The following is an 18,661-nucleotide window of genomic DNA, read 5'->3' on the forward strand; positions in this document are numbered from 1 at the left end:
GCCTGCGAACACGCAATTCCTGTCGCCGCGGCTGTTCCTGAACACCGGCGCGACCGCCGCCGCCGTCGCCTACGACTGTGCCGGGGTCTATGTGGAGACGGATTATTGATCCCGTACCCGCTTGAATGGAACGTGGCGGTGGCCTTGAACGCCAGAAGTCTGGCTGCGATCATGATGATGTGCTCGGTCAAGATACTGAGGCCAAACGTTCGAAGCCGGAACCAGATCTGTAACGATGTGGTCTTCTGTCTGGAATGCCGTGAACAAGACACACTCCGTTACGCATCATCATGGACTGCCTGAAAAGTGTAGCACAAGTTCTGTGGACAAGATGGAACAAGCCGGTGGGCATCAGGAACGAGAATCGGACTTCAGGTGCCACCACCCTCGTCCACTTCGAAGGAACGAGCCTGCTCCAGACTCGCTCTCAGCCAGTCCGCGAACTGGCTGACCTTCCCCGAGGGCCGGGCGCCGCGCGGGACGACAAGGCAGTAGCGATCCGGCGGGCGCACGCGCGCCGTGCCGAGGATGCAGAGCCTTCCCCGCCGAAGATGGTCGTCCAGCAGCATCCGCCATCCCAGCACCACCCCTTCGCCGGCCAGGGCCGCCGCCACCGCGTCGGTGTAATGGTTGAAGCGCAGCGGACTTTTCGCGGCTACGCGGACAGCGTCGCTGCCAAGCCGGGCGGCCTTCGCCCAACTTGCCCAGGTCAGCCAGGCCGGGTTGACGACATCGGCCGAGATCAATGGCATCCTGCTCAGATCGACCGTGCAGGGGGCTGAGCCATAGCGTTCGATCAGGCCCGGACTGGCGACCGGAAAGGCCTCGTCCCCGGCCTCGGCCAGGCAGTCGGCATCGGCGAAGGGCGGTTGACCGAACCGGATGGCCATGTCCAGCCGGTCGCGCCGAAGGTCGGTTTCGGCATCATCGGCGACGACGCGGATCGCGATCTCGGGATGGCGGGCACGAAAGGCAGAGAGCCGCGGCAGCAACCAGAGCTGGCTGACCGCCAGCGTCGCGCCCACCGTCACCGGGGCGGGCCCATGCGGCCGGCGGATGGTCTCCAGCACTTCCACGATGCCCGCGAACGCGGAAGAGAGCCGCGACGACAGCGCCAGCCCGGCCGGAGTCAGACTTACCCGGCGATGGGCGCGAACGAAGAGCGGCACGCCGAGGTCGTCTTCCAGCGCGCGGATCTGGCGGCTGACGGCGGCCTGGGTCACGCCGAGTTCGACGGCGGCGGCGGTGAAGCTCAGCAGACGCGCCGCCGCCTCGAAGGCCGAAAGCGCCGCCAGCGATGGCGCGGCACGGCGAAGCGACAGGACTGGCGGCTGATTTCGGGACATGCGGTTCCCATAACCTGAAGTCATCGATCTGTCGAGTTTTTCTGGCCTTGAGCGGGTGGCAGGCGCAGCGGATCCTGTCTGCGTCAACCCTTTTGCGCAGCCTGCCATGACCGACACCGCCACGCTTTCCCGCCACCTCGCCGCTGTGCGCCCCGGCCATTCGCTGCCGCGGGTCTTCTACACCGACCCCGCGATCCATGCGGCGGATCTGGATCTGATCTGGTATCGCCACTGGATCTTCGCGGCCGCCCTGGCCGAGCTTCCCAGGCCCGGTGCTTATGTCACGCTGACGCTGGGGGCCTATCCGCTGCTGCTGGTCCGCGGCGGCGACGGCGCGGTGCGCGCCTTCCACAACGTCTGCCGCCACCGCGGGCAGCGGCTGTGTTCGGCCGAACGCGGCCAGGCGGCCAAGATCGTCTGCCCCTATCACCAGTGGACCTACGAGACCGACGGCCGCCTGCTCTGGGCGCGGGACATGGACGAGGGTTTCGACCCCGCGCGCCATGGGCTGAAGCCGGTGCATTGCGCCACTGCGGCCGGCATGGTCTTTGTCTGCCTTGCCGATGAAGCCCCCGATTTCGCGGCCGTCAAGGCCGCTGCCGACCGCTATGCCGCGCCGCACGCGCCCGAGGGGCTGAAGGTCGCGCATCAGTCGCGCATCGTCGAGCGCGGCAACTGGAAGCTGGTGCTGGAGAACAACCGCGAATGCTATCACTGTGCGGGCAGCCATCCCGCGCTCTGCCGCACCTTCAACGACGATCCCGATCTGGTGGGCGCCGACGACAGCCTGTCCTCGCCCGCCGGCCGCGCCCATGTCGAGACCTGCGAGGCAGCCGGGCTGCCCTCGCGCTATGTCATCTCGCCCGGGCAGAACTGGCGGCTGGTGCGCATTCCCTTCCTGGGCGAGGCGGTCAGCTACACGATGGACGGCCGGCCGGCCGCGCCGCGCCTGCCCGGCATGCCCTTCGACCGGGCCGGGACGCTCCTGTTCTTCCATTACCCCAACACATGGAACCACTTCCTGTCCGACCATGTGCTGACCTTCCGCGTCCTGCCGCTGGGGCCGACCGAGACCGAGGTGACGACGACCTGGCTTGTTCGCGCCGATGCCGAGGAGGGGCGCGACTACGACCTGATGCGCCTGACCGAGGTCTGGACCGCCACCAACGAAGAGGACCGCCGCGTGGTCGAGGAGAACCAGGCCGGCATCGCCTCGCCGGCCTACGAACCCGGACCCTATTCGCGCCGGCAGGAAAGCGGTGTGATGCAGTTCATCGACTGGTATCTGGACAGCCTGCGGCGCGGCATGTCCGGGCCGGCCCGCGTGGCAGCGGAATGACCATGGGCGCGCCCCGGCAGATGTGGGCCTCGGCCCCCTGGGCGGAGGACGAGCCGCTGGAATGCACCATGATCATTCCCGAGACGGCCGATTGCGCCACCATCGCCTTCCGCGCGCCCTCCGGCGCGTGGTTCGACTATCAACCCGGCCAGTTCCTGACGCTGGAGCTGCCGCTGCCCGGCGGGCCGGTGCATCGCACCTACACGATCAGTTCCAGCCCCTCGCGGCCCCTGTCGATCAGCATCACGGTGAAGGCCGGGCCCGACAGCCTGGGCACGCGCTGGATGCTGGACCACCTGCGCCCCGGCATGCGCCTGCGGGCCAAGGGACCGGCGGGCGCCTTCAGCTTCCTGCGCCACCCGGCGCGGAAATACCTGTTCGTCTCGGCCGGATCGGGCATCACGCCGATGATGTCGATGACGACCTGGGCCTGGGATTCGGGCGAGATGCCCGACATCGTCTTCGTCCATGCCGCGCGCCGGCCCGCCGACATCATCTTCCGCCGCCGGCTGGAGGGCTTCGCCGCCCGGGTGCCGGGCCTTCAGTTGCGCTTCACCGTCGAGGACGTGGACCCGTTAGAGGTCTGGCCGGGCTATCGCGGGCGGCTCAACCAGATCATGCTGGGGCTGATGGCGCCCGATTATCAGGAGCGCGAGGTCTTCTGCTGCGGGCCGGAGCCCTTCATGCGGGGCGTGCGCGAGATGCTGGCGGCACTCGGCCACGACATGACACGCTATCACGAGGAAAGCTTCGCCGCCCCCGCGCCCGAAGGCGTGACGGTGGACATTCCCGCGCCCGCACCGGTTTCGGAACTGGCCTTCGCCGCCTCGGGCGCGCGGATCGCCTCCGACGGCAGCGAAACCGTGCTGTCGGCCGCGCGCCGGGCCGGCATCGTGATCCCCTCGGGCTGCAACTTCGGTCTCTGCGGCACCTGCAAGGTGCAGAAGCTCTCGGGTGAGGTGGCGATGGTCCACAATGGCGGCATCACCGAGGACGAAATCGCCCGCGGCCTGATCCTGGCCTGCTGCGCTCGGCCCCAGGGCACGGTCGTGCTGGATCTCTAGGGGCGGCAGATGACGGAGGTGTCCACCATGAACGAGATGACCGCGCGCCCCGCCCGATCGGGCGGCCGGGGCGCCCGCCGGGCCCTGCGCAGCGCGCCGGATCTGGGCATGCTGCCCGCGCTGAAGCGGGGTCTGCCCCTGTGCGAGCCGATGACGCCCGATGAGGTGGAACGGATCGACGCGGCCTCGATGGCGATCCTCGAGGATGTGGGCGTGGTCTTCCGCGATCTCGTCGCGCTTGAGGACTGGCGCCGCGCCGGCGCCGAGGTGCGGGGCGAACGGGTGCATCTCGACCGCGGTCTGGTACGTGAGCTCATCGCCACCATCCCCGCATCCTGGACCTATCGCGCGCGCAACCCCGAGCGGAACCTTCCCTTCGGGGGGCCGCATTCCATCTTCGTGCCGATGACCGGCGCGCCCTTCCTGCGCGATCTCGACGACGTGCGGCGCTGGCCGACGATCGCCGACCTGAACATGTTCCACAAGCTCGCGCACATGTCGCCCGCGCTGCATTCCACCGCGCACCACATCGTCGAGCCGATGGACATCAAGGTCAGCCACCGGCACCTGCACATCACCTGGTCCTCGATCCGGCATTCCGACAAGACCTTCATGGGCATGACCACCAGCGGCAGGAACGCCGAGGACGTGATGGCCATGTGCGAGATCCTTTTCGGCGCCGAGGCGATGGAGGAAACCCCCGTCGTCACCGGCAACTGCAACGGCAACTCGCCGCTCGTCTGGGACGAGACGATGCTTTCCGCGATGCGCGCCTTCGTGAAGCGGAAACAGCCGGTCCTCTGCTCGCCCTTCGTCCTGGGCGGCGCGAACACGCCGGCCTCGGTCGCCCCCGCCGTGGCGCAGCTCAATGCCGAGGCCCTGTCGGCGCTGGCCTATACCCAGGTCGTGCGCAAGGGGGCGCCCGCGATCTACGGGCATTACCTTTCGACCGTGAACATGAAGTCCGGCGCGCCGATGGCAGGCACGCCCGAGATTTCCCTCATGAACTTCATGATCGGCCAGATGGCGCGGTTCTACGGCGTGCCCTGGCGCAGCTCGAACCTCCTTGGCGGGGCCAAGACCTTCGATGCGCAGGCGGGCTACGAATCCGCCATGACGATGAACGCGGTCCTGCACGCGGGCTGCAACTACATCTGGCATTCGGCCGGCTGGAACGAGGCCGGGATGCACTGCTCCGTCGCAAAGTTCGTCGTCGATGCCGAGGTCTGCGCCATGGGCTACCGCATGGCCGAAGGCATCCGCTGGGACGATTTCGACGCCGGACTTGCCGCCGTGCGCGACGTGGGCCCGGGAGGCCACTACCTCGGCCATCCCCACACACTGGAAAACTTCGAGCGCGCCTTCTTCATGCCCCGCCTCTTCGACAACAACTCGATCGAGCAGTGGCAGGCCGAAGGCGCGCAGGAAATCACCGCCCGTGCGCTGGCCCACGCCCGCCAGCTTCTGCGCGACTACGAGGAACCCCCGCTCGACGAGGGCATCGCCGAGGCGCTGCGCGACTTCATCGCTCGCCGCGAACGCGAGATCCCGGCGGTGGATGCGCTGAACACCGACTACTGATTGCTCCCCCGACTGGCCGCCCTGCGGGGCGGCCGCCTTTTCAGGGCCTTTGATGAAGATTGCGGAAATCCACCTCTACGCCCACGACCTGCCCGTGAGGGACGGTCGCTACCGGATGTCGAACACCGAGGTGCACAGCCTGCCGACGACGCTGGTCAGGCTGGTCTCCGACACCGGCCATGTCGGCTGGGGCGAGACCTGCCCGGTCGGTGCAACCTATGCCGAGATGCATGCCGAAGGCGCGCGCGCCGCATTGCGGGCGCTGGCGCCCGGCCTGATCGGCGCAGAAGTTGCGCCCGTGCCCCTGCATCGGCGGATGGACGGCCTGCTGAACGGACACAATTACGCCAAGGCCGGCATCGACATCGCGGCCCATGACCTGATGGGGCGGGCTCTGGGCGTATCCGTCGCGACGCTTCTCGGCGGGGCGCTGACCGACCGGGTGCCGTCCTACTACTCGACGGTGGTGGGCGATCCCGACGAAACCGCCCGGATCGCGGCCGAGAAGGTGGCCGAGGGCTGGCCGCGGCTCCAGATCAAGATCGGCGGGCGCCCCGTGGAAGAGGACATCGCCACCCTGCACAAGGTGTGGGAGCGGGTTGCCGGCACCGGCGTCCGCCTGGCCGCGGATGCGAACCGCGGTCTGATCACCCGCGACGCGCTGCGCCTGTCGCGGGATTGCGCGGACATCCCCTTCGTGCTGGAGCAGCCCTGCAACACGATCGAGGAGCTTGCCCGCATCCGCCCCCTGGTGGCGCATCCGGTCTACATGGACGAGAACGGAACCAGCCTGAACACCGTCATCACGGCGGCCGGAACCGGCCTTGTGGACGGGTTCGGCATGAAGGTCACGCGGATCGGCGGGCTGCATCCGATGCGCGCCTTCCGCGAAATCTGCGCCGCCCGCAGCCTGCCGCACACCTGCGACGACAGCTGGGGCGGCGACATCATTGCTGCCGCCTGCGTGCAGATCGGCGCGACGGTGCAGCCGCGCCTGATGGAGGGCGCCTGGATCGCGCAGCCGCACCTCTCGGGGCACTACGACAGCCGGGCCGGCGTGCGGGTCGAGGGCGGTCACATCCGCCTGCCCGAAGGGCCGGGCCTCGGCGTGGTGCCGGACAAAGGCATCTTCGGCACGCCGGTCGCGTCGTTCGGCTAGGGGAAAGGCATGAGATTTGCGGGCAGGACAGCGCTGGTGACGGGCGCCGCAGGCGGGATCGGGGCGGCCGTGGTGCGGATGCTGCGGGCAGAAGGTGCAGCCGTGGCCGTGGCCGACCGCGATCTGGCGGGGGTCGAGGCCGAGGCGTATCTGCCGGGCGACCTGCGCGACGGGTCCTATGCCGACGGGCTGGCAGGGGCGGTGCAGGCGGCGCTGGGTCGGCTCGACATCCTGGTGAACAATGCGGGCGTCATCACCCGCGGGCCGGTGACCGAAACCACGGATGCCGACTGGGCGCTCTCGGTAGGCGTGAATGTCGAGGCGCCCTTCCGCCTCTGCCGCGCGGCCATTCCGCTGATGGCGGCGCAGGGCGGCGGGGCCATCGTCAATGTCGCCTCCTGCTGGGGTCTTCGTCCCGGGCCAGACCATGCAGTCTACTGCATGACAAAGGCCGCGCTGGCCTCGCTGACGCAGTGCATGGGGATGGATCACGCGCATCAGGGGGTGCAGATCAACGCCGTCGCCCCGAACGAGGTCAACACGCCGATGCTGCGCACGGGTTTCGCCCGGCGCGGTTTCGACCCGGATACGGCGGTGGCCGAACTGGGCCGGACCGTGCCCCTTGGCCGGATCGCCGAGCCAGAGGACATCGCCGAGGTGATCCTGTTCCTCGCTTCGGACGCCGCGCGCTACATGTGCGGTGCCGTGGTCGAGGTGAACGGCGGGAAACCCGTCAAATGAGCCGCTTTGCAGGGAAGGTGGCGCTTGTTACCGGCGGGCGCATGGGGATCGGGCTTGCCATCGCCCGCCGCCTGCGGGACGAGGGCGCGCGGGTCTTCACCGCGCAGCGCGGACAGGATGCCGCGTTCGAGGGGGTCGAGGCCGATCTCTCCGACCCGGACTGCCCGGACCGGGTGATCGCGCAGGTCCTAGGCACCGCCGGGCGGCTCGATGTGCTGGTCAACAACGCGGGCTTCATGCAGGAGGCCCGCGTCGAGGAGATGTCGCTCTCGGACTGGAACCGGATGATTGCGGTCAACCTGACCGCGCCCTTCCTGCTGATCAAGGCGGCGCTGCCGCATTTGCGGGCGTCGCGAGGGGCCATCGTCAACATCGGCAGCATCGAGGGCATCGGCTGCAACCCGCTCCACGCCGCCTATTCGGCGACCAAGGCCGGGCTGCACGGGCTGACGCGGGCGATCGCGGTCGACCACGGGGCCGAAGGCATCCGCTGCAATGCCGTCGCCCCGGGCTGGATCGACACCGACCTCTCCGAGGCCTACATCGACAGCTTCCCCGACCCGGCCGCCTTCCGCGGGGGCCTTGCGCGCATCCACCCCGCCGGCCGCACTGGAAGGCCCGAGGATGTGGCGGCCCTGGTCGCTTGGCTGGCGTCCGAGGAGGCGGGCTTCGTGGCCGGCCAGACCTTCATTATCGACGGCGGGCGGATGGTGAAGCTCAGCCTGCCGTGATTGGTTGACAAACAGTAAGTATCCGCGAGCAAGGCATTGGCTGCGCGTTGTTCACCGGAAATGTCCGCCGTGGACAAATCCGCAGTTACGCCCAGATGTCCCCCAAAGTGTAGCCGTTCGGCAGCGGATCCTCGGGGTCGAGAACTAGGGTATTGAAGCCGCAGATCCAGCTTTTGCCTGAGATCTCGGGGACCACGGCCTCGCGCTCGCCAATCCGGGCCGTCTCCACCAGCCGCCCGGTGAAGACGGTCCCGAGGATGCCCTGATGGCGGAAGTCCCGGTGCAGGGGCAGCTCTCCCTTGGCGTGCAGCACGGCCATCTTGGCGCAGGTTCCCGTCCCGCAGGGGCAGCGGTCGATGGCCCCGGTCCAAGTTGCCGGATCGTCCCATGACAGCGGCCCCGTCGCCATAGTGACGGCGTTCTTCCAGTCCGCCGCCGGATCCTCGGAAGGCCCGGAAAGCTGCGAGATGGTGATGCCCACGCCGGGATAGTCCGGGTGCGCGACGGGCAGCTGCTCATGCGCGGCCTGCCGGATCATCGCCGAGATGCGGGCGATCTCGCGGCCATGTTCGGGTTTCAGCTCCAGCCCCTTGAACTGGCGCACGTCGGCAATGACGTAGAACATCCCGCCCCAGCCCACATCCACGCGGATGCGGCCAAGATGGGGCACGTCGATCTCGGCATCGAGGTGGGCCGCGAAGGCGGGCACGTTGCGGAAGGTCACGGACTTGACCTTGCCCCCAGTGCAATCCGCCCGGACGCGGATCAGGCCCGCAGGGGCCTCGAGCGTCAGCTCGGTGACGGGTTCCTGCATCGGGATGATGCCGGTTTCCAGCAAGACCGTGACGACCGAGATTGTGTTCCCGCCCGACATCATCGGGTATTCGACCTGCTCCATGATGATGTAGCCGGCCTGCGCCTCGGGATGGGTGGGTGGCACCAGCAGGTTGCAGCAATGCGCCGGATAGCCGCGCGGTTCACGCAGGACAAGTTGACGAAGCTGGTCGTCATTTGTTTCCAGCCACTTCATTTTTTCGTGGACCGTCGCGCCGGGGATGTGGCCCACACCCCCGGTGATCACCCGCATCGGTATGCCCGAGTGCGTGTCTACGGCGAAGATCGTGCGCTTGAAGGTCATGGCGTATCCTTGTCTATTCTGCCGCCGCCCGCCATTCCTTCCAGCGCAGGAAGAGGTTCGCGCCGAGCGAGGCGAAGGGTTCGGGGGGAAGGCGGGTCGGTTCGGCCTCGGCAGTGAAGTGGCGGGTCACCTCGGACTGCTGGCCCATGGCCAGCTCGGCGGCGGCGATGCCGGTCAGCGTGGACCGCGTCGTGCCAAGACCGTTGCAGACCGTGGCGGCGTAGAGGCCCGGCTCCAGCTCGCGCGCGATGGAGACGGCGTTGCGCGTCAGGCAGAGGTGGCCGGCCCAGGTATATTCCTGGCGAACGCCGGCAAGCTGCGGGAAGCGGTCGGCGAACTTGGCGTGGTGGACGGCGGCGGTGCGGCGCAGGGCGGCGTCCGAGGGCTCCATGTCGGGCTCGAAGGTGGCGCAGGTGCGGGTGACGATCCGGTTGCCGCCCAGGGCCGCGTCGATCCGACGCATGGTGGTGCCCATCGGGTCCGAGGGCGTGATGCCCCAGCGCGGCTGCCCGCCAAGGGTCTTCAGAGCCTCGGGACCCAGGTCCACCGTCATCGAGGCGTAGAGGAAGACATGCATCAGCCGCCCGCGGGCGAAGCCGAAGCTTTCGAGATGGCCGTTGTTCGCCAGGATCACCTTGCCTGCGCGGACGGTGCCCTGTGGTGTGGTCAGGGTCCAGCCGGTCCCTTGCCTTGCAAAGGCAGTGACCGGGGTCTGTTCCCAGATGCCCACGCCCGCCGCGCGCAGCCCCTCGCCGAAGCCGCGGACGAAGCCCGCGGGTTGCAGCATCACGGTGCCGGGGGTGTAGAGGCCCGAGACATAATGGCGGCTGCCGGTAAGTTCGAACATCGCCTGCGCATCGAGCCGTTCGTTGGGTTCGCCCAGCGACGTCAGATGGTCGGCGTAGGAGCGGTTGAGCGCATCGGCGCTCTCGGAGGCCGCGCCGTTCACCTTTCCGGCCGGATCGAAGTAGTCGGCGCTGATGCCGTAGTCCTCGACCGCCCCGCGCGCGAAGGCGATGGCCTCGCGGTTGAGCGCGATCATGCCGCGGTCGTCGCCATGCCCGGCGTAATCGTCCGAGGTCAGCTCGTGTGGCAGGTCGATCATGAAGCCGGAGTTGCGGCCCGAGGCGCCCTCGGCCAGCCGGCCTGCCTCCAGCACGGCGACCGTCACGCTCGGGTCGAGCTGGCGCAACCGCCGCGCGGCGGCCAGGCCCGCGAAGCCGCCGCCGACGATGGCGACATCGACGGTCGTATCGCCCGGCAGCGGCACGGGAGCGGGCTGGCCGGGCAGGATCGCCGACCAGGCGGCGGGGCCCTTGTGGACAGGCGTGCGGCGGGCCTGACGGGTGGTCATGTCCGATCTCCGCTCGGGGTGTCGAGGCCGAGCCGGGCATGGAACCCGTCCAGCCCGCGGCGCAGGTCGTCCTTCGCACCCGACATGGCGGCGCGCAGCGTGGCGTTCAGGCCGCCTTCGGTGGACAGCCCCGCGAGCGCCGCGGCCAGCTCGCCCCCCCGCGCGCGTTCGGGCAGGAAGGTGCGGATGATCGCGGCGATGTAGGCCTCGGCCTGGCCTGGGTCTCCGGTATGGCCGGCCAGCCAGTCTGCGGTGGTAAGAAGCTGGTCGAGGATCGGCGAGCAAAGGGCAGAGGCCCCGAGATGGGCATTCAACGCCGCCTCGGACGGCTGGGGCAGCACCGGATTGCGCGCGCCGAACAGCGCCTCCAGCACCGGCGAGGCGGGATAGACCGGCAGCGGGCAGCCTCCGGTTGCGATGGGGGGCAGCGGGATCGTGATCGAGATATCCGTCGCCGGAGCGCAGAGCCCGCGCAGCCGCTTAAGCGGCGCGTCCACCATGACCGAGATCACCGTCTGATCCGCCCGGAAGGGCAGGCCGGGCAGCACGTCCTCCGCCACGCGGGCCAGCAGGCAGAGGAAGACCACATCCGACCCGGCCACCACCTCCGGGTTGGGGGCGACCGCGACGCCCGGCACCTCGGCGCAAAGCCGTGCGGCCAGGGCGGCATTGCGCGGCGAGACCAGGATGTCGTGTCCCTGACCTGCCAGTCCGCGCACCATGGCGGCGGCGATCTCTCCGGTGCCGAGGAAGCCCAGGCGCATCAATACACCGCTTCATCCACGTCGTCGGCCAGGTCGACCCAGATCGTCTTCACCTGGGTATACTGGTCATGCGCATGGATGCCGTTGTCGCGCCCGCCGAAGCCCGAAGCCTTGAACCCGCCGAAGGGGGTGGAGATGTCGCCCTCGCCGAAGCTGTTCACCGTCACCGTGCCGGCGCGGATCGCCCGCGCCCCGCGGAGCGCCCGCTTGACGTTTCCGGTGAAGATGCTGGCGGCCAGCCCGTATTCGGTGCTGTTGGCCAGTGCGATGGCTTCGTCGAAGCTGTCCACCGTCAGGACCGAAAGTACGGGGCCGAAGATTTCCTCGCGGGCCTGTCGGGAGTCGCGGGATACCTCCAGGATCGTGGGTTCGACAAAGCCCCTCTCCGCCTTGCCGCCGAGGATGACTTTCGGGCCCTTCTCCAGGTAGGAGCAGACCTTCTCGTAATGCGCCTTCGACACCAGCGCGCCCACCCGGTTCACCGGGTCGAGCGGGTCGCCCACCGGCCATTCGCGGGCGTGCGCCACGATGCGCTTGAGAAGCGCCTCCTTCACCCCCTTCTGCACGATGAGCCGCGAGGAGGCCGAACAGTTCTCGCCCATGTTCCAGAAGGCGCCGTTGACGATATGGGCAGCGACGCGGTCGAGGTTCTCGGCATCGTCCAGCACCACGGCGGGGTTCTTGCCGCCCATCTCGAGCGTGACTTCCTTCAGGTTCGATTCCGCCGCATAGCGCAGGAAGCGGCGGCCGGTCTCGGTGGAGCCGGTGAAGGACACCGCGTCGATGTCCATGTGCCGCCCGATGGGTTCACCTACTTCAGGCCCGGTGCCGGGGACGACGTTGAAGACGCCCGGCGGGATGCCCGCCTCCATCGCCAGTTCGGCCATGCGCAGCGTGGTCAGCGGCGTTTCCTCGGCCGGCTTCACGATCACAGAACAGCCCGCGGCCAGCGCAGGGCCGATCTTCCAGGCAAGCATCAGGAGCGGGAAGTTCCAGGGCAGGACAAGGCCCACGACGCCCACCGGTTCGCGCAGGATCATGGCGATGTGGTTGTCGGATGCGGGCGCGACCTGATCGTAGATCTTGTCGATCAGTTCCGCGTGCCAGGTCAGGCAGTTGATCGTCTCGGGGACGTCGACGAGTTCGCAGTCGTAGATCGTCTTGCCGCTGTCCAGGCTTTCCAGAACCGCCAGTTCGCGGGCATTGCGCTTGACCAGCTTTGCAAGCCTGATGAGCGTTTCCTTGCGTTCCTTCGGATGCAGCCGCGACCAGCGGCCGTCCTCGAAGGCGTCACGGGCCTTGGCCACGGCAAGGTCCACGTCCTCGGGCCCGCAGGCCGCGACCTTTGCCAGCACCTCGCCCGTGGCGGGGTTCAGCGTATCGAAGGTCCGGCCAGAAATCGCCGGGCGGAAATGACCGTCGATGAAGGCATTGGTCGGGAAGGTCAGACCGGCGGCGATGGCCTTGTATTCTTCGGTGGTCAGGAGAGTCATGGGCCTTACTCCGCTTCGATCCGGGCGATGGTGGTCTTCAGCACGCGCACGACCTGTTCGAGCTGGCGCTTGTCGTCCTTGTTGAGCGGCTTCAGCGGCGGGCGCGGGGGGCCGGCATGCTGGCCCATCATCTCGCAGCCGTGCTTGATGCACTGGATGAACTTGCCGCCCTGTTCCAGCACCCGCATCAGCGGCATCAGCGCCGACATGATCCTGCGGCCCTTGTCGAAATTGCCCTCCACCGCGCAGGCCCGCCACAGCGCGATGTGCTCGGCCGGCAGGAAGTTCGACCCGCCGCAGACCCAGCTGCGCGCGCCCCAGGCGAAGAACTCCAGCGCCTGATCGTCCATGCCGCAGGACATCTGGACATGCGGGTAGTCGCGGGCAAGCAGGTGCACGCGGTTGATGTCGCCCGAACTTTCCTTGATGGCGCGGAAATTCCGCGACCGGCCGACGCGGTCGAGGAATTCCGCGCCCATGTTCACGCCCATCCGGCCGGGATAGTTGTAAAGCATGATCGGCAGGCCGCAGGCCCGGTCGATGGCCAGCGCGTTCAGCGCATTCTCGCGCTCGGTCGGCACGGCATAGGGCGGCGAGCCGACGAGGATGCTGTCAGCCCCGATCTTCGCGGCATGTTCGGCCATGGCGATGCTGTCCTCGAGGCGAATCGCCACCGTGCCCACCATGAGATGGCAGCGGCCCTGCGTGACCTCGCGGGCCAACGACGCCATCTCGCGGCGTTCCTCCATCGTTTGGGCATAGTATTCGCCGGTCGAGCCGCCGTTGATGATGCCGTGCACGCCCGCCGCCATCAGGTATTCCAGCTGCGCCGCGAAGGCGTCGCGGTCGATGGAGCCGTCCTCGCGGTGGGGCGTGATGGCGGGGGTGTAGATGCCTTCGAAGGTCATAGGGGCCCTTTCTACTCTCCGGCTGCGGGTACGCGGCCCAAGGGGATCCGCATGCCCGCGGGCATGACGAAACTTTCGATCTGGCTTCGGGACAGTTCCCAGTGCGCTATGGCAAGATCGCCGGCCGCATCGACATCCCCGGCCTCGATCAGCGTGATGAACTGGTCGTGCTGGTCCGCAGCCGTGGCCGAGACGCAGGCCATTTCCTGCTTGCGCGGATCGTAGAAGGTCATCCCGATCCGGGTGTGGTCGATCAGCAGGCGCCGCAGCGACGGCACAAGGAATTCGTTGTCCGCCATCTCGCCGATGATGGCGTGGAAGCGTTCGTTGCGCAGGGCGCGTTCCGCCGTATCGCCCGACCGGATGGCCTGACGGAAGGACCACTGGCATTCCTTCAGCAGCACCAACTGCGCCGCCGTCCGGTGCTGCGCGGCAAGCCTGGTCGTCGCGGCGTAGATCATCGGGGCCGCGACGAAGAAGTTGCGCAGCGTCTTGTGCGTCATCGGCGCCACCTGCGCGCCGCGGTTCTCGTGCAGCACCACATAGCCCTCGCCCTGCAACTGGCGCAGCGCCTCGCGCAGGGGCGGGCGCGAGATGCCGTAGGCCTCGGCCAGCTCGACCTCGTCCAGATAGGCTCCGGGCTCGAGCGCCAGGGTCAGGATCCGGCGGCGCAGATCCTCGATGCACTGGGTCTTCCGGCTGCGGGTATCGCTTTCCACGGGGGCCTCCTGCCTGAGCCGATGCGGGATCGCATCCGGACTCAGGTAACCTGAAACTGTGTAGCGGGAGAAAATACATATTGTCTACATAAATCTTTTGTGGTTGAAGTCAGGAAACCGGGGGGAGAGATTCTGCATGGCCGAAACCCGTCACGACGTGATCCGCTGCGAAGGGATCTGGAAGATCTTCGGCGACAGGGCGCGCCAGGCGATGGAAGCCGTGCGGACCGAAGGCCTGACCAAGAAGGACATCCGCGAGAAGTTCGACTGCGTCGTGGGCGTGCAGGACGCGAGCTTCGGCGTCGGCCGGGGCGAGATCTTCTGCATCATGGGGCTCAGCGGCTCGGGCAAGTCCACCCTGATCCGCCACATCAACCGCCTGATCGAGCCCACCGCCGGCACGGTCTGGATCGAAGGCGAGAACGTCAACGCCATGGGCCCCGAGGCGCTGCGGCGTCTGCGGGCCGAGAAGATCGGCATGGTCTTCCAGTCCATGGCGCTGATGCCGCACCGCACCGTGCGCGACAACGTGGCCTTCAGCCTGGAAGTGCGCGGCCGGCCCGAGGAGGAGCGCATCCGCGTCGCCGACCGCGCGCTGGAGATGGTGGACCTGACCGGATGGGAGCGGAAATATCCCGACGAACTGTCGGGCGGCATGCAGCAGCGCGTGGGGCTGGCGCGGGCGCTGGCGGCAGATCCGGCGATCCTCTTGATGGACGAACCCTTCTCGGCGCTCGACCCGCTGATCCGGCGGCAGCTGCAGGGCACATTCATGGAGCTGTCGGCCGAGCTGCACAAGACCACGGTCTTCATCACCCATGATCTGGACGAGGCAATCCGCATCGGCGACCGCATCGCCATCATGAAGGACGGGGTGCTGGTGCAGATCGGCACGCCGGAAGAGATCGTCACCCGCCCTGCCGACGACTATGTGGCGGATTTCGTCGCGGGAATCTCCAAGCTGGATCTGGTCACCGCGGCGCGGGTGATGACGCCCTTCGCCGCCTATGTGCAGGCGCAGGGCCCGCAGGACACCGGCGGCTGGCCGGTCGGCCGACCCGAGATGAAGCTGAACGAACTGGTGGATCTCGCAGTCGGCACCGACCACCCGATCCTGATCGCGGCAGAAGGCGCCCCGGTCGGAGTGGTGACCAAGCGCGCGCTCCTGCGCGGGATCCAGGGGCGCGACGAGGAAAGGGCGGCATGATGGCAGACAAGGCTTTCGACTGGCTTAACCCCTTCGCCTCGGTCGATCTGGGCATCGCCGGCTGGGCGGACGGGATCAAGCAGTGGGCGATCTCGAACCGGGAACTGATCCAGCCCGTCAAGCAGTTCTTCGAGAAGGTCATCGTTGCCATCGAGGGCGCACTTCAGGCGACCCCGCCGCTCGTCATGCTGGCGATCCTGGTGCTGGTCGCCTGGCAGACGGCGGGACGGCGCGGGGCGATCGTGGTCGGGTGCTGTCTGCTGATCCTCGGCCTTCTCGCGCCCGAGGCCTGGGGCCTGGCGATGACCACGCTGGCCATCGTGATCGCCGCCGTCATCCTCTGCGTCGCCATCGGCCTGCCGCTGGGGATCCTCGCCGGCAAGAACGACCGTTTCGAGGCCATGATCCGGCCGGTCCTGGACACGATGCAGACCATCCCGGCCTTCGTCTATCTGGTGCCGGTGGTGATGATGATCGGCATCGGCAACGTCTCGGGCGTGATCGTCACGATCATCTTCGCCCTGCCGCCGCTGGTGCGGCTGACAAGCCTCGGGATCCGCGGCGTCAACCCCTCGGTGGTCGAGGCGGCGCGCGCCTTCGGCGCCAGCCCGGGCCAGATCCTGCGCAAGGTGGAATTGCCGCTGGCCACGCCGACGATCCTCGCCGGCCTCAACCAGACCATCATGCTGAGCCTGTCGATGGTCGTCATCGCCTCGATGATCTCGGTCAAGGGGCTGGGTAACGAGGTGCTGCGCGCCATGGGGCGGCTCGATGCGGGCAAGGCCATTGTCGGCGGGCTTGGCATCGTCATGCTGGCCATCGTGCTGGACCGCATCACCCAGGGCCTCGGCCGCTCCGGCCGCGACCGCGGGCATCGCCATTGGTGGCAGACCGGGCCGGTGGGCCTGGTGGCCTCCATGTTCAAGAAGTCCACCTGACAACCAACCGGGAGACGAACCATGAGACTCTTCACCACCACCGCCCTTGCGCTGGCCCTTGCGGTCCCCGCCTTCGCGCAGGACAAGCCCGGCGAGGGCGTGACCGTGCGCCCGATCCTGCCGACGCAGATCGAGGAGCATCTCCAGCATCTCGTGCTGTTCCGCGCGCTGGAGGACCTGGGCTACACCATCGCCCCCCCGAACGAGGCGGAATATCAGACGATCCACCTGGCCGTGGGCGCGGGCGACGCCGACTTCACTGCCGTCAGCTGGGATGTGCTGCACGACGCCTTCTTCCAGGAGGCCGGCGGAGAGGCGGTGATGACCAAGGTCGGTACGCTGATCGACGGCGCGGTGCAGGGCTACATGGTGGACAAGGCCAGCTACGACGCCGGCGTCACCGATCTGTCGATGCTGAAGGACCCGGAAGTCGCCAAGCGCTTCGATGCCGACGGCGACGGCAAGGCCGACCTCGCGGGCTGCATCCCCGGCTGGGGCTGCGAACGGGTGATCGAGACCCATCTCGACGCGCTTGGCCTGCGCGACACCGTGGCGCACAATCAGGGCGCCTATCCGGCCATGATCGCCGACGCGATGGCGCGGCTGCAGAACGGCGGTTCGATCATCTACTACACCTGGGTTCCCTACTGGGTGGCGGGCGAACTGGTGCCCGGCAAGGACGCCGAATGGATTTCGGTGCCCGAGGGCACGCCGCTGCCCGACGGTTCCACCGCGAACACCGTCTACAACGGCAAGAACCTGGGCTTTGCGGTCGATTCGATCCGCGTCGTCGCCCGCAACGACTTCCTCGAGGCGAACCCCGCCGCCCGCGCCCTGTTCGAGACGGCGAAGATGGACATCAACGACATCTCGGCCGAGGCCCTGCGCATCAAGAACGGCGAGGACAAGCCCGGGGACCTGCAGCGCCATGCCGACGAGTGGATCGCTGCCCATCAGGCCGAATATGACGCCTGGCTTGCGGCTGCCCGAGCGGCCGCCAACTGAGCCGAAGCCCCGGGGCCCGCGCGGCGGGCCCCGAACGCCCCGCGAGGACAGAATGGACAAGCCGGTGCATTTCGCTTTCCTGCTGATGCAGGACTTCACGCATCTGGCCCTGTCCTGCGCGATCGAGCCCCTGCGGCTTGCCAACCTGGTTTCCGGTCGCAGGCTCTTCCGCTGGTCCCTGCTCAGCGAGGACGGTCGCAGCGCCAACTGCTCGAACGGGGCCACGACCCTGACCGATGGCGGTCTTGCGTCGCTCACCCGGACCGACCGGCTCTTTGTCGTGGCGGGAAACAATGTGCAACGGCACGTGTCGTCCCCCGTGCTGGCCTTCCTTCGCCGGGAACGCGCGGCAGGCACCCCGCTCGGCGGCATCTGTTCGGGGGCCTATGTCCTTGCGCGCGCGGGCTTCCTGTCGGGCATCGAGACCTGCGTGCACTGGTCCTACCACGACATCTTCGCTGAGCAGTTCCCCGACGTGCCGCTGCGGCGCGGCGTCTTTTCTGCCGACGGGCCGGTCCTGACTGCTGCGGGCGGAACCGCGGCCGCCGACCTCATGCTGCATCTGATTACGCGCGATCATGGCCGAGACCTCGCCCTCGCGGTGGCGGACCAGATGCTCGACAGCGGCCTGCGCGAGGCGGGGGCCGCTCAGCGCATCTCGCTGCAGGGCAGGCACGGGTGCAGGAACCGCCACCTGGCGCGCGCCGTCGAGATCATGCACTCGGCGATCGAGGCACCGCAGCGCCCCTGCGAGATCGCCGAAGAGCTGGGTATCTCGGTGCGCCAGCTCGAGAGGCTCTTCATGCGCTATCTCGGCACGACCCCCAAGCGTTACCAGACCGAACTCCGCCTCGAGCGGGCACGCAACTTGGTGATGCAGACCGAACTGTCCATCATCGAGATCGCGATGGCCTGCGGCTTCACCTCGCCCTCGCATTTCTCGAAACTCTACCGCAGCAGGTTCGGGATATCTCCCGGCTTCTCCAGATCCGAACCGGCCACCCAAACGCTAAACCTTGTTCGCACTGGGATTTGCAGCATCCAATCAGCGCCTGTCGGTTCGCAGCAGAACGCAAGACTTACAGCCTAGAGCCCCTTCTTTCTCTCGCGTCAATGCATGATAGTGAATGAAACCAACGGAGAAGGTCCGACGTCAGGCCCATGCCCTCCGCCA

General features: G+C 67.9%; 17 protein-coding genes. 10 read left to right on the plus strand and 7 right to left on the minus strand.

Going from position 1 to position 18,661, the window contains the following annotated elements; all coding sequences use genetic code 11:
* Positions 1-371: 371 nt before the first annotated feature.
* Entirely contained in the window at positions 372-1,346 is a 975-nt protein-coding gene (locus tag EZM81_RS17105; protein ID WP_136646590.1) for a LysR substrate-binding domain-containing protein, read from the minus strand.
* A 106-nt stretch (positions 1,347-1,452) separates the two neighbouring features.
* Here EZM81_RS17105 and EZM81_RS17110 point away from each other — a divergent pair, with 106 nt between their 5' ends.
* The 6 genes from EZM81_RS17110 to EZM81_RS17135 are packed head-to-tail and all read left to right on the plus strand — an operon-like array spanning position 1,453 to position 7,961.
* A complete protein-coding gene (locus tag EZM81_RS17110) occupies positions 1,453-2,685 on the plus strand; it encodes an aromatic ring-hydroxylating dioxygenase subunit alpha (RefSeq protein WP_136646591.1) in 1,233 nt (410 codons plus the stop codon).
* 2 nt (positions 2,686-2,687) lie between these two features.
* Positions 2,688-3,749 (plus strand): 2Fe-2S iron-sulfur cluster-binding protein, encoded by a 1,062-nt coding sequence (locus EZM81_RS17115; protein WP_136646592.1) that lies wholly within the window; start codon positions 2,688-2,690, stop codon positions 3,747-3,749.
* 9 nt (positions 3,750-3,758) lie between these two features.
* The gene (locus EZM81_RS17120) at positions 3,759-5,330 is read left to right on the plus strand and encodes a trimethylamine methyltransferase family protein (protein WP_248298266.1); all 1,572 of its coding nucleotides are present in this window, start codon (positions 3,759-3,761) and stop codon (positions 5,328-5,330) included.
* 52 nt (positions 5,331-5,382) lie between these two features.
* On the plus strand, positions 5,383-6,489 hold the full coding sequence (locus tag EZM81_RS17125; protein ID WP_136646593.1) for a mandelate racemase/muconate lactonizing enzyme family protein: 1,107 nt from the start codon (positions 5,383-5,385) through the stop codon (positions 6,487-6,489).
* Positions 6,490-6,498: 9 nt separating this feature from the next.
* Positions 6,499-7,230 carry an SDR family NAD(P)-dependent oxidoreductase gene (locus EZM81_RS17130; protein WP_136646594.1) on the plus strand — a complete coding sequence of 244 codons (732 nt, stop codon included), beginning with the start codon at positions 6,499-6,501 and terminating at the stop codon, positions 7,228-7,230.
* Entirely contained in the window at positions 7,227-7,961 is a 735-nt protein-coding gene (locus EZM81_RS17135) for an SDR family NAD(P)-dependent oxidoreductase (RefSeq protein WP_136646595.1), read from the plus strand. Before EZM81_RS17130 ends, EZM81_RS17135 begins: the two co-directional genes overlap by 4 nt.
* Positions 7,962-8,046: 85 nt before the next feature.
* Here the strand turns inward: EZM81_RS17135 and EZM81_RS17140 are convergent, their stop codons facing one another.
* The 6 genes from EZM81_RS17140 to EZM81_RS17165 are packed head-to-tail and all read right to left on the minus strand — an operon-like array spanning position 8,047 to position 14,337.
* Positions 8,047-9,099: a proline racemase family protein gene (locus EZM81_RS17140; RefSeq protein WP_136646596.1), complete on the minus strand. Its 1,053-nt coding sequence runs from the start codon at positions 9,097-9,099 to the stop codon at positions 8,047-8,049.
* 13 nt (positions 9,100-9,112) lie between these two features.
* Complete coding sequence (locus EZM81_RS17145) at positions 9,113-10,453, minus strand: FAD-binding oxidoreductase (protein WP_136646597.1); 1,341 nt, start codon at positions 10,451-10,453, stop codon at positions 9,113-9,115.
* Positions 10,450-11,217, minus strand: coding sequence for an NAD(P)-binding domain-containing protein (locus tag EZM81_RS17150; protein ID WP_136646598.1), 768 nt, complete (start codon positions 11,215-11,217; stop codon positions 10,450-10,452). The genes EZM81_RS17145 and EZM81_RS17150 overlap by 4 nt, the downstream gene beginning before the upstream one ends.
* Positions 11,217-12,710, minus strand: a complete 1,494-nt coding sequence (locus EZM81_RS17155; protein WP_136646599.1) for an aldehyde dehydrogenase — start codon at positions 12,708-12,710, stop codon at positions 11,217-11,219. Before EZM81_RS17155 ends, EZM81_RS17150 begins: the two co-directional genes overlap by 1 nt.
* Positions 12,711-12,715: 5 nt before the next feature.
* The gene (locus EZM81_RS17160) at positions 12,716-13,618 is read right to left on the minus strand and encodes a dihydrodipicolinate synthase family protein (protein WP_136646600.1); all 903 of its coding nucleotides are present in this window, start codon (positions 13,616-13,618) and stop codon (positions 12,716-12,718) included.
* Positions 13,619-13,629: 11 nt separating this feature from the next.
* Positions 13,630-14,337 carry a GntR family transcriptional regulator gene (locus EZM81_RS17165; RefSeq protein WP_136646601.1) on the minus strand — a complete coding sequence of 236 codons (708 nt, stop codon included), beginning with the start codon at positions 14,335-14,337 and terminating at the stop codon, positions 13,630-13,632.
* Positions 14,338-14,473: 136 nt separating this feature from the next.
* Between EZM81_RS17165 and EZM81_RS17170 the strand changes: the two genes are divergently transcribed.
* The 4 genes from EZM81_RS17170 to EZM81_RS17185 are packed head-to-tail and all read left to right on the plus strand — an operon-like array spanning position 14,474 to position 18,577.
* Complete coding sequence (locus tag EZM81_RS17170; protein ID WP_136646602.1) at positions 14,474-15,544, plus strand: glycine betaine/L-proline ABC transporter ATP-binding protein; 1,071 nt, start codon at positions 14,474-14,476, stop codon at positions 15,542-15,544.
* On the plus strand, positions 15,541-16,482 hold the full coding sequence (locus EZM81_RS17175; RefSeq protein WP_136646603.1) for a proline/glycine betaine ABC transporter permease: 942 nt from the start codon (positions 15,541-15,543) through the stop codon (positions 16,480-16,482). The genes EZM81_RS17170 and EZM81_RS17175 overlap by 4 nt, the downstream gene beginning before the upstream one ends.
* Before the next feature lie 21 nt (positions 16,483-16,503).
* Positions 16,504-17,487: a glycine betaine/L-proline ABC transporter substrate-binding protein ProX gene (gene proX, locus EZM81_RS17180; RefSeq protein ID WP_136646604.1), complete on the plus strand. Its 984-nt coding sequence runs from the start codon at positions 16,504-16,506 to the stop codon at positions 17,485-17,487.
* A 52-nt stretch (positions 17,488-17,539) separates the two neighbouring features.
* Positions 17,540-18,577 (plus strand): GlxA family transcriptional regulator, encoded by a 1,038-nt coding sequence (locus tag EZM81_RS17185; RefSeq protein WP_136646605.1) that lies wholly within the window; start codon positions 17,540-17,542, stop codon positions 18,575-18,577.
* The last annotated feature ends 84 nt before the right edge of the window (positions 18,578-18,661 follow it).

Source organism: Tabrizicola sp. YIM 78059, assembly GCF_004959785.1.
Lineage (GTDB): Bacteria > Pseudomonadota > Alphaproteobacteria > Rhodobacterales > Rhodobacteraceae > Tabrizicola > Tabrizicola caldifontis.

Bases quoted from the DNA above. Each gene is read 5' to 3' on its own strand.
- EZM81_RS17130 (WP_136646594.1), top strand. From the start codon at position 6,499: ATGAGATTTGCGGGCAGGACAGCGCTGGTGACGGGCGCCGCAGGCGGG.
- proX (WP_136646604.1), top strand. From the start codon at position 16,504: ATGAGACTCTTCACCACCACCGCCCTTGCGCTGGCCCTTGCGGTCCCC.
- EZM81_RS17170 (WP_136646602.1), top strand. From the start codon at position 14,474: ATGGCCGAAACCCGTCACGACGTGATCCGCTGCGAAGGGATCTGGAAG.
- EZM81_RS17125 (WP_136646593.1), top strand. From the start codon at position 5,383: ATGAAGATTGCGGAAATCCACCTCTACGCCCACGACCTGCCCGTGAGG.
- EZM81_RS17135 (WP_136646595.1), top strand. From the start codon at position 7,227: ATGAGCCGCTTTGCAGGGAAGGTGGCGCTTGTTACCGGCGGGCGCATG.
- EZM81_RS17160 (WP_136646600.1), bottom strand. From the start codon at position 13,618: ATGACCTTCGAAGGCATCTACACCCCCGCCATCACGCCCCACCGCGAG.
- EZM81_RS17150 (WP_136646598.1), bottom strand. From the start codon at position 11,217: ATGCGCCTGGGCTTCCTCGGCACCGGAGAGATCGCCGCCGCCATGGTG.
- EZM81_RS17120 (WP_248298266.1), top strand. From the start codon at position 3,759: ATGACGGAGGTGTCCACCATGAACGAGATGACCGCGCGCCCCGCCCGA.
- EZM81_RS17140 (WP_136646596.1), bottom strand. From the start codon at position 9,099: ATGACCTTCAAGCGCACGATCTTCGCCGTAGACACGCACTCGGGCATA.
- EZM81_RS17115 (WP_136646592.1), top strand. From the start codon at position 2,688: ATGGGCGCGCCCCGGCAGATGTGGGCCTCGGCCCCCTGGGCGGAGGAC.
- EZM81_RS17185 (WP_136646605.1), top strand. From the start codon at position 17,540: ATGGACAAGCCGGTGCATTTCGCTTTCCTGCTGATGCAGGACTTCACG.
- EZM81_RS17110 (WP_136646591.1), top strand. From the start codon at position 1,453: ATGACCGACACCGCCACGCTTTCCCGCCACCTCGCCGCTGTGCGCCCC.
- EZM81_RS17175 (WP_136646603.1), top strand. From the start codon at position 15,541: ATGATGGCAGACAAGGCTTTCGACTGGCTTAACCCCTTCGCCTCGGTC.
- EZM81_RS17155 (WP_136646599.1), bottom strand. From the start codon at position 12,710: ATGACTCTCCTGACCACCGAAGAATACAAGGCCATCGCCGCCGGTCTG.
- EZM81_RS17145 (WP_136646597.1), bottom strand. From the start codon at position 10,453: ATGACCACCCGTCAGGCCCGCCGCACGCCTGTCCACAAGGGCCCCGCC.
- EZM81_RS17105 (WP_136646590.1), bottom strand. From the start codon at position 1,346: ATGTCCCGAAATCAGCCGCCAGTCCTGTCGCTTCGCCGTGCCGCGCCA.